A 14,267-nucleotide genomic window follows, 5' to 3' on the forward strand; every position below is an offset into this window, starting at 1 on the left:
ACAGTTTTACATAAACAGTAGAAGAACAGGTACCATTGGTCACTGTCCATTTCAATGTAGCGGTATCGCCAGCGGCCAGCGTAACTGTAGCCGCAGGGTTATTGAACATACCAGCTGTGATAGTGGCTTTGCTACCGGCAAATGTGGACCAGGTACCAGTGGCTGTAGCCGGAGAAGCAGCTGTTGCAGACATCGTGAATGTGCTGGTTGCACACTGCTTGATAGAATCCGGACCAGCGTTTGCTGCTACCGGCTGCATATAGTTAGTCAGTAATACTGTAGAAGAGGTTGTACAAGCGCCGTTGGTAATAGTCCAGGTCAGCGTTGCAGTCTTACCTGCAGGTACGAATACTGTAGTCGTAGGGCTTGAAGGAGTTGTAATCGTAGCGGTGCCAGTGTAAGTCCAGGTACCTGCCCCTACAGAAGCAGCGTTTGCCGCCATGGTGAACAGAGAGTCGTTACAATGTGTTTGTGCAGGCCCTGCATTAGAAGCTGTAGGCGCAGTATAAACAGTAACAGTACCACTTGCACATGCAGTCGTACCGCACACGCCACTGCTTTCTACTCTTACATAATAAGTAGTCGTTGCAGATACGCTCACTGTAATAGAGGTACCGGTACCGATGGCAGTACCTGAACCACAACCACCTGCATACCATACATATTTGCCAGCAGTAGTACCATCGGCATTTTTACCCAGGGTACCTCCTACTACTGTCAGTGTGGATGTACCACTTGTACAGATGGAAGGTGAACTTACTGTTACACTGGTCGGAGCGGTTGGTGGTTCTTCTACATTTACTTTTACAGTAGTTGAGTTGGTACAACCTCCATTATTACTTCTGAAGTTAACTGTAAAGGTATATACACCGGCCGCAACACCAGTTGGCATTGGTACGGTGATAGGCCATACAGTTATTGGAGTTTCGGGAACAGCTGTGAAACCGGTCATACTGCCGGTTACACTATAGTAAGCCGGACTACCTGTAGTAGACACGCTATCCAGGTCGAAAGAGCCCAAAGTGCTACAAACGGTATCAGGTTTCAGGGTGAGGGTCGGCAATGCAGTATAATGCAATACCACCGTATCTGAGTTGGTACCACAAGCACTTGCGTTCTTAATAGTCCATGCCAGTTGCACGTCCTGGTAAGATCCGCTGGTGACTCTTACAGTAGTATTATAGGCGTGGATATCATCGATAGTTACACCGGTGCCTGATACAAGTGTCCAGGTACCTGTTTCCGCGAATTCATCTGTCAGGCTAAGATTCGGTTCATTCGCCTGCATGGTAAATACATTAGATGTAGCACACAGGGTAGTATCCGGACCAGCATAAGCAGTGGTAGCAGCGGTGATCAGCGTCAGGGTATCATAAGCATAACCCACACATTCACTGTTGCCGGTTGCGGTCACAGTCCATTGCAGGTAAGCCGTAATACCCGGGTTGTTCAGGGTAACCGTAGTACCGGGATTCCGCTTATTAACAAAGGTAACGTAGTCAGCGAAGTTGATCGTTGCACTGGTGTCACCGGAAAGACCAGGGCCGGAAAGACCGATTACGGTCCACACGCCGGTGGTACCTGTAATGGTAGAACGGGTCATGGTAAAAGCACCGGTTGCATTGGTTCCATCTTCCACACACTGGGTCACATGCTTACCGGCTGGTGGTGTCGGCACTACAGTGAGGTGTATTTTAAATGGCGCCGACGTGACGGTACAGGTGGCATTCGTGACGACGACTATAAAGGAGCTATCTGAAAGGTCCTGCGTATTATAGATCATACCCGTCTGATCATTATAATCAGTGAGTAATGTAGCAGTAGTGATATCTGTGCCTTTGTACCACCTGATGGTCTTGGTAGGATCACCATTTGGCGCCAGTGCATCAGCTATACTCAGGGTTACCCTGCTGCCCACACACAATAAAGTATCGGAGGCCGCTATCTGTACGATTGGTTTATCATCCTTCTTAATGGTTGCACTGTTTGAATCCACACAGGTTTTACCACCATCTATACCATAAGTTATATGACCATATACGGTGATGGTCGTATCACTGATAACTGTGATCGTTCGGTTCGGGGTTTCATCCGTTACATCGCTCCATGTGAATCGATCGTAACCACCGGAAGCCTGCAGTTCCACATCTCCTCCGTCACAGACCCGGGTCTTGGTAAGGTTTAGTATCGGCATCGGCAGGATCGTGATCTTGACCGATGATGACGGGGCCGCACAAGTCGCGGAGGAGCTTCCGCTTTCAAAGATTCTGACACGGAACAGGTAATCGGCAGCTACGTCCTTTGTACCTTTCAGTTCACCATCAGCAATCACCAGCGTATCATTGTTAGCAGTACCATAAGGTACATCGAACCAGGTTACACCGCCGTCGTCAGACATTTCCCATTGGTACTCCGGATTTGTAAAGTAGCTGGTAGGTGTATAAGAAGAAACCAGGGTAGTTGCAACGCCCTCGCACAATACCTCTTTCAGGTTATCAGCAGAGCCAAGGATAGAAGCGGTAATAACAGGACTACAATAAGAGAACTGAATATCATCCACCGCGATATCGTTACCACAACCACCGGGGAAGTTATTGAGAATTCGTACAATTACGTTAGTAACGCCGGAAGGTACGGTGAAAGATCCACCGAACCTTTGCCATGTAGCTTTCGCGAAGTTGGGCGAAACGGCGTATGTTCTGAAGCTGGCCAATATCTGACTGGTATTGGCCGCATTCACGATCTGGAAAGTTACCCCTGCATAAATAAAACCTGATGCACAGGTATTCGTCATTACCTGGGAACTATCCGCATTGATGAACCATGCACTAAAGTTATATACCGAACCACGGCACAATCCATCTACTTCTTTCTGGAAAAATACAGTGGGGGTATAACCGGAGTTCGCAACCAGCATACCACCACGGGTAGAACCTGTATGGTCACTGGTAGTGATCCAGTCACCTTTCAGGTGAGTTGAATTGGAGATCGCATAATAATTATCGGCCGGATCACCTGATCCTGAGTAAAGATAGCCTACTGCAGAACTTGGAGAGTATTGCATACGGGAAGTATTGGCGGGCAGGGTGCCGAAGTTTTCTGTAAAACCGGGCATTTCCGCATCTCCACCACTACAGGTTGAAATCGTACAGTCTACCACAACGAGCGTATCCTTGTGGGTGAGTGTACCATAGGTGGGGTTTTTTCCACCAGATATCTGGTAGGTGATACTTTCCGTAAAATAATACGTACCTGTTGCCAGGAACTGAAGCGTCAGCAGATTGGTCTGGTTCAGCAGGGTATCCTTAATACCAGAGGTCCTTTGTGAATACAGGATGTTATAATCTGCATTTGTGTTGTTGGGCGTAGTAATTTTCCAATTGACCTTTGAGGCTGCACTGCTCGACAGCTGGGCGTTCATACTGGTAAACTTGATCTGGTCTGCAGTACTACTATTCGTGGACATACAAACCGTGTCCGGCATGTTCACATACCAGGTTTGAGACCGCGCAATACCAGTAATGAGAAACAAACAGCCGCATAATAGGATTAGAATCTTTTTCATCTTCGAACTTTTTGAAAAAAAACTATCAGATAACTTCAGTTTCAGGCTGTTGTGACCCAATTAGCGCTTTCATAATTTTGAGGGCGAAAGTCCATCCTATTATATCCCCAGATGGCAAGCCGTTGTTTGTAAATGTGTTTCATAGGCCAAAATGATAATTATATACGAACGAGCAAATATAAAATAAGTTTGATATATTTTACTATTTTATAATTGATAAACTACGCTGTATATTGGTTATCAAGTAGATATAAATTTTTAACAAATTGATAACAAAAAGAAATAAACGCGAAAAGCCTTATAAGTCAATTACTTATAAGGCTTTTTTAGCATGTAAATATTTTTATAATATCTATATCCGAGCGGTTAGTGAAGTGTCTTTGGGGACCAAAAAATGAGGGTATTGTGGTATTATATTATCAATTTGATAGCAAGGGCAATCATGGTGTAGCATTTTCAAGTTGCGGGGTTCAATAACCAGTGGCCTGAAATTTAATATCCCTGATAATGATGAGATAAGATCTCCATTCCCTGATTTGTTAATTGATCAGGTAACGGAATTGTGCAGGTAATTTGTTCAGGCGGTACGTTGGATGCAAAGCGGGCATCTGCGCCGTCAGATCAGGCTATTTATAAGTACGCTGCAAGGTAACAGCCATTAAACCAACCACCACATCGTTGGAAAGTGTCTCCAGGGTGAGGGTTTTCAATTCCTTATCGGCATTCAATAAAATATCTAGCAACATGCCTGCTCCGCCTTCAATTTCCCGGCCATAAACACCCTTTATTTTGAGATAACTGCCAAGGTCCTGTGTACACCATCCCGTTTTGAAATGCAGGCGCCAGGGTTTTGGCTGATTCATTTTAAAGGCAAGCGTATCTGTAAAATAATCCTGCTCTATAGGGCACCAGGTTTCCGGGTTGACTAAATTAGTGGTTTGCCGGGAACCATCTGTATAAGTAATAGTCACGCGCCCATTTGCGATGCGGCTTTGCATGGAATTCGTGCTACCTGCCAATAACAGGTAGGCATGTGCAGCATTACCAGTCAGGGGAATCTGAACACTATCCGGGTAGTTATCCCACAGAGAAGTAAATATAATGTTCTTACCTGTGTGGGGCATGCGGAAAGGCACGCCGATATTAGTATGCAATACGGTATCTTTTCTCAATCCAGCATCATCAATATCAGCTGTGAGTTTAGGATGGGTCCACTCTCCTATTCCATGCAGGGGAATTTCAAGCGTGGTATAAGGAGAGCGCGGCGAGCGATATTCATTTTTGAAAATATCAGTGACCGATGCATTCCATTGCGTATCTATCCTGAGTGGTTCACATAATTCAGGAATGACCTGAGAGAATGCTTTGTATGTTACATCTGGCGCTGGAGCTACATGCACGGGCTGTGCCCCCAGCCAGGTCATATCTCCCTGTGTAGCTGTTTTGAATGTAGTTTGCCCGCCGGTTGCCGGCGGAATAACAATATCACTACCCTCCCATTCAATAGCGATATCACAACTGTATGATTGCACGGTAACAGCAATAAGCGGATAACCTGCTACGGCAGCAGATAATTGCCACTTAGCAGGTCTGCCATTTACCAGGATACTTTTTATATGATCTTTCCTGGCAGGAACCTGCAGTTCAAGTATTGGAAAATGAGTGTCAATATGATAAGTATCGTGGGCAAGATCCCGTTTGTACTGAAAGGTTAAATCCGGTGTTTTTAGTGAGGCAAATGGCCACGCTGCAGGGAATCCCGGCCTGATCACAACACGGTTATTCAACGCATCCGGACGAATGCCATATAATCCCTGGATCAACAATCGGGAAGCTATGCCAACAACATCTCCAAAGTCCCGGTAGCACTCACCCCTGGCAGCGTCATAGAAGGAAATCTGGCCGAAATTGCCCGGACTATCCCCTAAATACATTCCATCCAATACAGCGCTTTTGAAGAGTTTGAAGCCTTCTTCATTTCTCCCCGCAAGAAAATAGGCCAATGCGGTATGCATGACCTCTGCAAAAGCCACATTATTCGTACTCCAGGTATAAGGCATCCAATTGCTGGTAGAGATGGTGGCATATCCCTCATCTTTTAAGCCTTTGCCTTTTACAGGGATATGGGGAATTTTTGTATCGATATATCGTGTGGCCTGGTAGGCCTGTACCGCATCACCTACATCGCTGTCAATAGCGTGGTAAATGGTGTATACGCCTGCACTTTCATGGAGGCGTTTCAGCCCCATGTAATCCTGGTATTCTGCCCAATAACCTTTATCGCTTAACCATAACCGTGCATTGATCGCTGCCAGTATTTTACCGGCTGCTGTACGATAAGGTTCCGGGTCCTCTCCTATCTTTTGGGCGATAACTGCTGCCAGTTTATTTGCGCGGTAATTGTAGGCTGATGAATAGGTGACTGCACCTGAGTTGTAATACATACCATCACTGGCCCATATGCAGGCATAGGCATCATACAGGCCATCATTGTCAGGGTCAAAGTTGCGTTTTTCCCAGGCCAGGTGTTGGGTCAGCACTGGCCAGATTTTTTTGGCATAAGCCAGGTCTCCTGTCCATTGCAGGTGCCAGAGCAATTCATCGATATAGACCAGGTTCATATCGTAATGATGCATTTGATCCGGGCGATTCGGATTGCGGGCGATATATCCATTACTGTACATAGGTGTGCCCCATTGTTTGACTGCACGTGCCAGGTCAAGTGCCGTATCCTGTGTAGGGTGAGGAATGGTATTGGGTACCGTGGTCACCTGGCTGGCGGCATAACCATCAAAATGTTTCCTGGCGCGATCATGCCAGCCTAAAAAATCGCCGGTATAGGCAGCACGCCAGCCGGTGAGTGGCATACGCCAACCGATAGCGCCGTGCAACCAGCTTTTGCCATCCCATATGCCATCAGCAGCCATGACCAATGCACCACCAATGGGATTGATGTAGGGATCAGGGGTTTCGATCTGAATACGTTCTGCCAGTTTTTGTCTTTCCTTTTCTGCGGCTTCGTATATGTCAGCCGTATTACTGGTGGATAATTGCAGGTTATCTAAAAGGATATATCCGCTGTTTGTCAGCAGACAGGTACTCGTATATTCCGGGTTGTCAGTGGCTTCAAACACGCCGGGAGGATCTGCCCCCATATCGCCGGAACGGGAAAGTTTCTGTGCACGTATTTTAGTAATGCCGGCCGAAACAATACTGCCTGCAGGCATATTGTTGTAATCAATTTTCCACACAGCGCCTTCTCTGTCATACAAAGCTAATACGGTGATACGAAGCTCGCCCTTCTTCCATGATTTATCTCTAAGCAAATAGGTTCTTTTCCCGGCATTGTAACGGGCTTCGCAAAAGGAAGCTGAATCGAGTGCCCGCTTCCCTTTACCGGGTACCTGTATCCAAAAACTGATATGCTGGCTGTTTTTCTCTATATATGCGGCGAATACGGGGCGGTCACTGGTTTCCAGTCTGAAAGCTGTCGGACCACCATATAGTGCCCGGGTATACCGGTTTTTACCGTTTATACAGACAAAGTCATTCCCTTCAGGGAGGTATTGTAAAGTTCTGGGTGTACCTCTTTTATCGTCGTTGTAGGAGGTCTGTTCAATGAAATCCCCTGATTTCTGGGCTACTCCTGTAAGCGCGTGGAACAACAGGAGCAAACAAATGGTGTAGTTCTTCATACCGGTACAAGATAAAGCAAATATTTTTACTCTTCATAGAGAGAGCCTGAAACAGCCGCTATTGCTGAATAATTCCAGGGGTATCCCCGCTATAGCACATCCATAGCGCTTTCCCAGAGGTATTCCGTATATATCCCGTATATAACCCGTATATGAGCCGTAGATAAGTCGTATCTATAGAGATACGGGATATCTACGGCTTATGTACAGGAAATGGGCGAAATATCCTTATTTCTTCGCTAAAGTTGCATTATAGCATACCTCCCCGTAAATTCCCTTTCTTTCAATTCCTCATAAGCAACCCCTCCGGGAGGTACCGGTTCAAAGGAATTTGCATACTTTTATGCCCTATGAACCTGACAATTTCCGGATATTCAACTGCTTTATTTTCCACCTGGTACTTTATTGAAGAATTAAACCTGCTCTTTGACTGTGGTGATGGACTAATGTCTGCGCTCCTGCAAAAGAGCAGAAAGATTGAAAACGTATTTATCTCACATCCTGACAGAGACCACCTGACCGGATTGCTACAGCTGAACCAGCTCAATGCCAGAGATGGATTTCCCGTTATTCATTACCCCAGGGACAGTAGTTCTTTTCCGGCACTGCGGGATTTCTCTTTCAAATTTGATCCGCATGTAAAGGGTACGATATGGCACCCAATTATAGACAGAGATCGTGTCTGGATTAAGAAAGATATCTATGTGGAAGCACTGAGAAATAACCATGTGCCTGCGCCGGAAAATGTGTTTAAGAGCTTGGGATTCAGAGTAGTACAGGTAAAACACAAACTGAAAGCTGAATATATGTCGCTCCCGCCCCTTGAAATAAAAAAGGCAATTGACACTCTCGGGAAAGAAGCGACACACAATATCGTAGAGACCATCCTGTTATCTTACAGCGGAGATACCCCTGCGGAAAACTTTGAATATTGGAACCATTCGAAAATATTGATCCATGAGGCTACATTCTTAGGAGATGAAGTCGAAATTCAATCTCATCGCAATAAGCATAGTAAACTGGAAGATGTGCTCAGGAATGTGGCGAACATACAGGTTGAAGCCCTGATATTAGGACATTTTTCATCCAGGTATTCCAATGAGCAGATTGACGATAACATCATTACATTATGTAAAAAATACAACATCCAGGCACCTGTTTACAGGGTGCTACCGGGTCAGACTGTATTTGATATATTATCATCAGCGCACTTATAAAGCCATATACCGTATCTTTGCGCTATGCTGGAAATTAAATCGTTGTCACTCACGGTAGCAGCGGCGCCCGGAGCCGTTTCCGCTATCTGCACGCTCCCGGAAAAGCCTATATGTATCCTTACATTGGCGCATGGCGCCGGTGCAGACATGCATCATTCATTTATGGAAACCCTGGCTACAGCGCTGGCAGAAGCTGGTATTGCTACCCTGCGATTTAATTTCCCTTTCACCGAGCAAAAAAAGAAGCGGCCAGACTCACCAGCTGTAGCCCAGCAAGCCATCGCTGCGGCTATTGACAAAGCAAGGGAATTGTACCCTTCCCTGCCCCTGTTTGTTGCAGGTAAATCCTTTGGTGGCCGTATGTCTTCCCAGTACCTTTCTGTTCATCACAGGAAAGATGTAGCGGGTATCATCTTTTACGGGTTTCCACTGCACGCCGCGGGCAAACCATCTATAGACAGGGCCGATCATTTAAAAGCAATAAAAGTACCCATGCTGTTTTTACAGGGAACAAAAGATACCCTGGCGACCTGGGATATGATTGAAGCAGTATGCAAGTCACTGAAGAAAGCAACACTGGTAAAACTGGAAGGCGCCGATCACTCTTTTAAAGCAGGTAAAAACAAAGACATGATACCAGTATTGACCACTGCCACTAAGGACTGGGTGAAAAAGAAAATATGATGGATCGCCTTTTAAAATACATTCGTTCACTCACAGATTTTTCCAGCAATAGCTGGGCTGCACTGCAACCTGCATTAACAGAAAAAACATTTGCTAAAAACGAATATCTTTTAAAAGAAGGACAGGTTTGTAATGCTCTTTTTTACATTGACACCGGTTATTGCAAAAGCTACTATAACATAGACGGTGTGGCAAAAAACACGGGGTTCTTTTTTGAAAATGATATAGCGACCAATATCACCAGTTTTGGAAGCGGGCAACCCTCTGAATACAATATCATCGCCTGTGAACCTCTTCATGTAATTATCTTTGACAAAGCGACCCTATTCAACATCGCTCAGCAACACATTGAAGTGGAAACCCTTGGTCGCAACTGTGTACGCTTATTTGCTACCAAACAGGAAGAATTTTCTACACTTTTCAAACTCTTTTCCGCACGGGACCGCCTGCAATACCTGGAAACCCATCACCCTGCCATGTTGCAACGCGTACCCCTCTCTCAACTGGCCTCCTTCCTGGGCGTGGCAAGAGAAACATTGAGCCGTATCCGCAAAAGAAGAATTATGTGACAATCGTCACAGGTCTGCTTTTTGTTATTGTACAAACTTTGTAATAACAAAAACATGCGATTATGTTATTAAATAAGATCGATGCACATACCAATGTGATTACCTGGTTTGAGATTCCCGTATCGGATATTGAAAGGGCCCAAACATTTTACGAAACCATCCTGGATATTCAACTGGTGAAACGGAATGATGGAGGTGATGAAGCATTATTTTTCCCCTATAACCCCGATGTGGTACAGGCTACCTCCGGCCGGGTAACAGGTGTATTGTCCAAATCAGGGAAAAACACCCCTTCTGCCAATGGTACCGTGGTATACATCAATGCCAGTCCGAACCTTCAACAGGTACTGGACAAGGTAGAAAAAGCGGGCGGAAAAGTGATTGTACCTAAGACAGGTATTCCGGCAGGATTTATCGCAATCATCATCGACTCCGAAGGAAATAAGGTTGGGTTACATGCTGAACAATAACGCTCTTTTATAAACTACTCAGTAATTGCCTGAGCTCACTGTCAGAAATATCAGGATTCACCACCCCTTCCCGCAACTGCCTGACAGTTCTGTTCAGGCTGCGTACCGTTATTGCCAGGTAATCGGCGATGTTCTGTTTACTAAATGATAAATTTTGTTCTTTTTGAATCAATAGGAACCTGATCAATGAATATTCAACCGGATAATTCTGCTGGTAGGAAGTACGCGTGGCTGTCTGATAGATACGAAGCGCCAGCTCCTCCAGCAGTTTCCGATGAAAAGTTTTATCATTTTCTATCATCTCATCGAACTTTTCAAGTGAGAACGAATAAGCTTCTACGGGGGTAATCGCTTCCACACTACAGATGCAGGTCGTGTGCAGGATCGTTTCCAGGTCCCCCAGGATCTCCCCTTTTCCCAAAAACTCGAATATCAATTCCTTTCCATTTTCCTCCGACCGGTAGCATTTGGTTATGCCACTCTTCAATATTAAAATCTCCCTGGCCCTTTTTTCCTGAACCATCAACCGTTCCCCTGCGTTAAAGCATTTTACCTGTTGCTCAGCCAGACTTTCCGCAAATGACAAGAAATATGTATTTGTTCTAAGCATTTTTCTCTAATTGGGACAAATGTCCTGGTTTCGCACAAAAATAGATAATAGTTTTGCCTTCCGACTAAAATTAAAGAATTTATGCATAATAATATTAAAGTCATTGCATTTGATGCCGATGACACCTTATGGGTGAATGAAACCTACTTTAGGGAGGCCGAAGATGAGTTTACCACCCTGCTGGAAGACTTCCTGCCACGGCATGTTAGCATTAAAGAGCTTTTTAAGACCGAAATAGACAACTTGTCCCTGTATGGATATGGCGTAAAGGCGTTCACCTTATCGATGCTGGAAACGGTTCTGCGTGTCACAGAAAACAATATTCCGGCCGCCTACCTTGGCAAAGTGATCCAGATAGGCAGAGACATGCTCAATAAACCGGTGATTATGCTGCCCGGGGTTGAAACGGTACTCCAGGCCCTGCAGCCACATTACCGCCTGGTAGTAGCCACTAAAGGGGATCTGCTGGACCAGGAGCGAAAACTGCGCCTCTCCGGTATCGGACATTACTTTCATCATATTGAGATCATGAGCGATAAACAGGAGAATGACTACGCTAAACTGATCAGGCGACTGGATATACAGCCAGGTGAATTCCTGATGCTGGGCAATTCCCTTAAGTCCGACGTACTGCCGGTACTGGCTTTGGGCGGCTTTGCCGGGCATATTCCTTTTTACACTACCTGGGAACATGAACGCATAGATTATACGATCACACATGCGAACTTCTATGAGTTCACGACCATCACCGAAATACTATCCAAATTACTTCCGGAACAAAATGCGGTTATTGAATAAAAATCTTGTATTAGCGATCGCCTCTATGGGCATTTTTGTGGAAGCCCTCGATATCGCCATTGTGAACCTGGCATTGCCCAAAATTGAAGCTGATCTGGGATTAACAAATGATTCCGGTTATAAAATTCAAAGTATTTATATCCTTATCTATGGGAGTTTCCTGATACTGGGAGGTAAGTTGTCAGACTACCTGGGCAGGAAAACGATCTTTATGGCGGGTTGTGGCATCTTCCTGTTTACTTCACTGGGCGCAGGATTGTCACATTCGCTCAATACCCTGGTTCTTTTCAGGGCATTGCAGGGATTGGGTGCTGCGTTGTTAATGCCCGCTGCTTTTTCTATTGTCAACTATTATTTTAAAGAACCACATGAACGGGGCAAAGCAATGGGGATCTTTGGATCCTTTGCTGCTACAGGTTCTGCCGGCGGTGTATCTGTGGGGGGAATTATTGCTAACTACTGGGGATGGTCATGGGTGTTTTTGATCAATGTACCCATATTGTTAGTTATACTTGTGATTGCGTATCTCTATCTTGAAAAGGATACAAAAGGTGACAGTAAGTTGCCGGATATTCCTGCGGCCATTGCGCTGGTACTCGGTATGCTTTGCCTGTCAAAGATCACAGAGGGTAGTTACCTGCTTGTCTCTCTGGTGATTTTACTGGCATCCGCCTTCTTTTTATATAGCAGGCTTAAAAACCAACCGGACCCATTGTTGGATCTGAAGGTACTGATCCTTGCTTCTTTACGGAAAGGTACGCTGCTATTTTTCCTGCTAGGTGCATTGTTCACGGGGTATTTATTTTTGATGAGTTTTCTCGTACAACAAAACTTTCATTTTACCGCTGCACAATCAGGTTTTCTCATGATGCCTTTCAATATCATCTCTATGTTGTTAGGGCGGTTTGGATTGCCCTCCTTATCATTACAGTTTTCACCTAAAAAGATCGCTATCGGTGGTGCTGTTGCTATGCTGGCGGGGGCGCTTTCACTCGTTGCAGCAATACAGCTGCATAGCCTGGTATTTTTGCTGGCAGGTGGCGCCTGCATAGCGGGGATAGGTATGACGCTTTGCTATACAGGATATACGGTCATTGCGATGGAGTACGTGCCTTCTGAACACCTGGGGGTTGCAGCGAGCCTGATTAATACTGCTTATTTTGTAGGTGGCGGTATAGGTCTGCCACTTATCTCAATCTTCATGCCTCATGCATCGGGTGAATTGAATAGCCGGCCATTATGGTTATTGTGCATTGTGGCTATGCTCTCTATAGCAAGATTACTATACAGAAAAAAGGCCGGCTCTTAGGAGCCGGCCTTCTCATTATAATGTTATTCTCACGCCCCCCATCAACCAACGGCCCGGCATCTGGGCCCCTGTAAGGTCCGCGTATGTTTTATTAAACACGTTGTCGGCTTCTACATTCAGGCTGAGTTTATTTTTTATCACGAATACGTCTGCTTTCACACTCGCTACAAAGTATTCTTTCGTTACCACACCGGCAATATTGTTTGCCGCCTGTGGGTCCCTTACTTTGTACAGGCCATTTACGCTTACGCCAAATAGCTGGTTGCGGTATGACAACATACCATTCAGCAGGAAGCGTGCGTGTGAAGAGATATAGAAAGATTGCTGTCCTTCCCGGATATCAGAATACAACCAGGTGGCACCTGTTGTGGCACTTACGGTATGCTTCTCCTGGTAAGTCCTGGTAAACTGGATATCTGTTTCTACACCGCTGGTCACCATTTTGGAAATATTGGTGGCCAGTGAATACACGCCGGTGGGTGACAGGTTGTGTTTGTAAGGCATCTTATCGTAAGGCGTGGTAGTCCAGTCGATCAGGTCACTGTACCTGCGCTGGAATAAGGTAGAAGATACACGGATATATTTACCAAAGTAATCGGCACCTGCTTCATAGCTGAAGGAGCTTTCTGCCTTCAGGTCCGGGTTACCGATCTTACCACTTGTAACCAATGCTTTGTTGTTATTGTTATATCGTTCTGTAAAGTCAGCGTTGCGAATGGTTTTACCAGCGCTACCACGCAGCTGGAACTGTCCTGTTCTGTAACTGGCATTCAGCTGCGGTACCAGTTCATAACCGCTGCGCTCATCCCAGTCCAGGCGCAATGCAGGACTCAGTGTGAGGGCATCAAATACAGTGGCGGTCATGGAAGCAAAACCTGCTGCCTGGTTCACGGTGTGGTTGCCCCTGTCGTTGGAGACAATGCGCTTTTGCTGGAACTGACCGCCGGCTACAAAGCTGATATCGTCACTGAACCTGTGCTCATAAATAACGAGGGACTGCAATAACTTACTACGGTTGTCATTGGCAACAGAAATGGAATTATACACGTAGTGATCGTTCATATTTTTGTAGCCCGCCATCAAACTGAATGCATTGTTCTTCTTACGGTATTGCAGGTTCAGTTGTTGCCACCAGGTAGAGAGTTTTTCGCTGGCGGTATCAGAAGCGTAGGTGGTGTAAAAGTTTTGTGCGGCAAACTTTCTGTCGTCATAACTCAGGCGGTAAGACAGTTTCCAGTTATCACTCAGTTTATAGCTGGCAGATCCGGATACGGTGTGCAGGTGGAAATAGCCATCGATACCGCGCTGTGGCTGACCATCTGCATTGTTGGTTTGTCCGCCGATATCTAC

At 45.6% G+C, this 14,267-nt stretch carries 10 protein-coding genes; 6 read left to right on the plus strand and 4 right to left on the minus strand.

Going from position 1 to position 14,267, the window contains the following annotated elements:
• Both ABDW16_RS30470 and ABDW16_RS30475 read right to left on the minus strand, forming a co-directional pair.
• A partial coding sequence (locus tag ABDW16_RS30470; RefSeq protein WP_343675164.1) for a hypothetical protein occupies window positions 1-3,565 on the minus strand: 3,565 nt, incomplete at its 3' end.
• Between the two features lie 626 nt (window positions 3,566-4,191).
• Window positions 4,192-7,260 (minus strand): DUF4450 domain-containing protein, encoded by a 3,069-nt coding sequence (locus ABDW16_RS30475; RefSeq protein ID WP_343675166.1) that lies wholly within the window; start codon window positions 7,258-7,260, stop codon window positions 4,192-4,194.
• Between the two features lie 350 nt (window positions 7,261-7,610).
• Between ABDW16_RS30475 and ABDW16_RS30480 the strand changes: the two genes are divergently transcribed.
• The 4 genes from ABDW16_RS30480 (at window position 7,611) to ABDW16_RS30495 (ending at window position 10,200) form a co-directional block, all read left to right on the plus strand.
• Window positions 7,611-8,477 (plus strand): MBL fold metallo-hydrolase, encoded by an 867-nt coding sequence (locus ABDW16_RS30480; RefSeq protein ID WP_343675168.1) that lies wholly within the window; start codon window positions 7,611-7,613, stop codon window positions 8,475-8,477.
• 24 nt (window positions 8,478-8,501) lie between these two features.
• Window positions 8,502-9,161 (plus strand): alpha/beta fold hydrolase, encoded by a 660-nt coding sequence (locus ABDW16_RS30485; RefSeq protein ID WP_343675170.1) that lies wholly within the window; start codon window positions 8,502-8,504, stop codon window positions 9,159-9,161.
• A complete protein-coding gene (locus tag ABDW16_RS30490; RefSeq protein ID WP_343675173.1) occupies window positions 9,158-9,730 on the plus strand; it encodes a Crp/Fnr family transcriptional regulator in 573 nt (190 codons plus the stop codon). The genes ABDW16_RS30485 and ABDW16_RS30490 overlap by 4 nt, the downstream gene beginning before the upstream one ends.
• Before the next feature lie 62 nt (window positions 9,731-9,792).
• Window positions 9,793-10,200, plus strand: coding sequence for a VOC family protein (locus ABDW16_RS30495; RefSeq protein WP_343675175.1), 408 nt, complete (start codon window positions 9,793-9,795; stop codon window positions 10,198-10,200).
• A gap of 7 nt (window positions 10,201-10,207) precedes the next feature.
• Here ABDW16_RS30495 and ABDW16_RS30500 read toward each other — a convergent pair whose 3' ends face one another.
• Entirely contained in the window at window positions 10,208-10,810 is a 603-nt protein-coding gene (locus tag ABDW16_RS30500; RefSeq protein WP_343675177.1) for a Crp/Fnr family transcriptional regulator, read from the minus strand.
• Window positions 10,811-10,891: 81 nt separating this feature from the next.
• Between ABDW16_RS30500 and ABDW16_RS30505 the strand changes: the two genes are divergently transcribed.
• A complete protein-coding gene (locus tag ABDW16_RS30505) occupies window positions 10,892-11,608 on the plus strand; it encodes an HAD family hydrolase (protein ID WP_343675178.1) in 717 nt (238 codons plus the stop codon).
• Window positions 11,601-12,917: an MFS transporter gene (locus ABDW16_RS30510; protein ID WP_343675180.1), complete on the plus strand. Its 1,317-nt coding sequence runs from the start codon at window positions 11,601-11,603 to the stop codon at window positions 12,915-12,917. Before ABDW16_RS30505 ends, ABDW16_RS30510 begins: the two co-directional genes overlap by 8 nt.
• A 15-nt stretch (window positions 12,918-12,932) precedes the next feature.
• On the opposite strand, the gene ABDW16_RS30515 is transcribed toward ABDW16_RS30510, so the two are convergent.
• Window positions 12,933-14,267, minus strand: a 1,335-nt coding sequence (locus ABDW16_RS30515) for a TonB-dependent receptor (protein ID WP_343675181.1), incomplete at its 5' end; no start/stop codon positions are given.

It is taken from the genome of Chitinophaga sp. (genome assembly GCF_039596135.1).
GTDB lineage: Bacteria > Bacteroidota > Bacteroidia > Chitinophagales > Chitinophagaceae > Chitinophaga.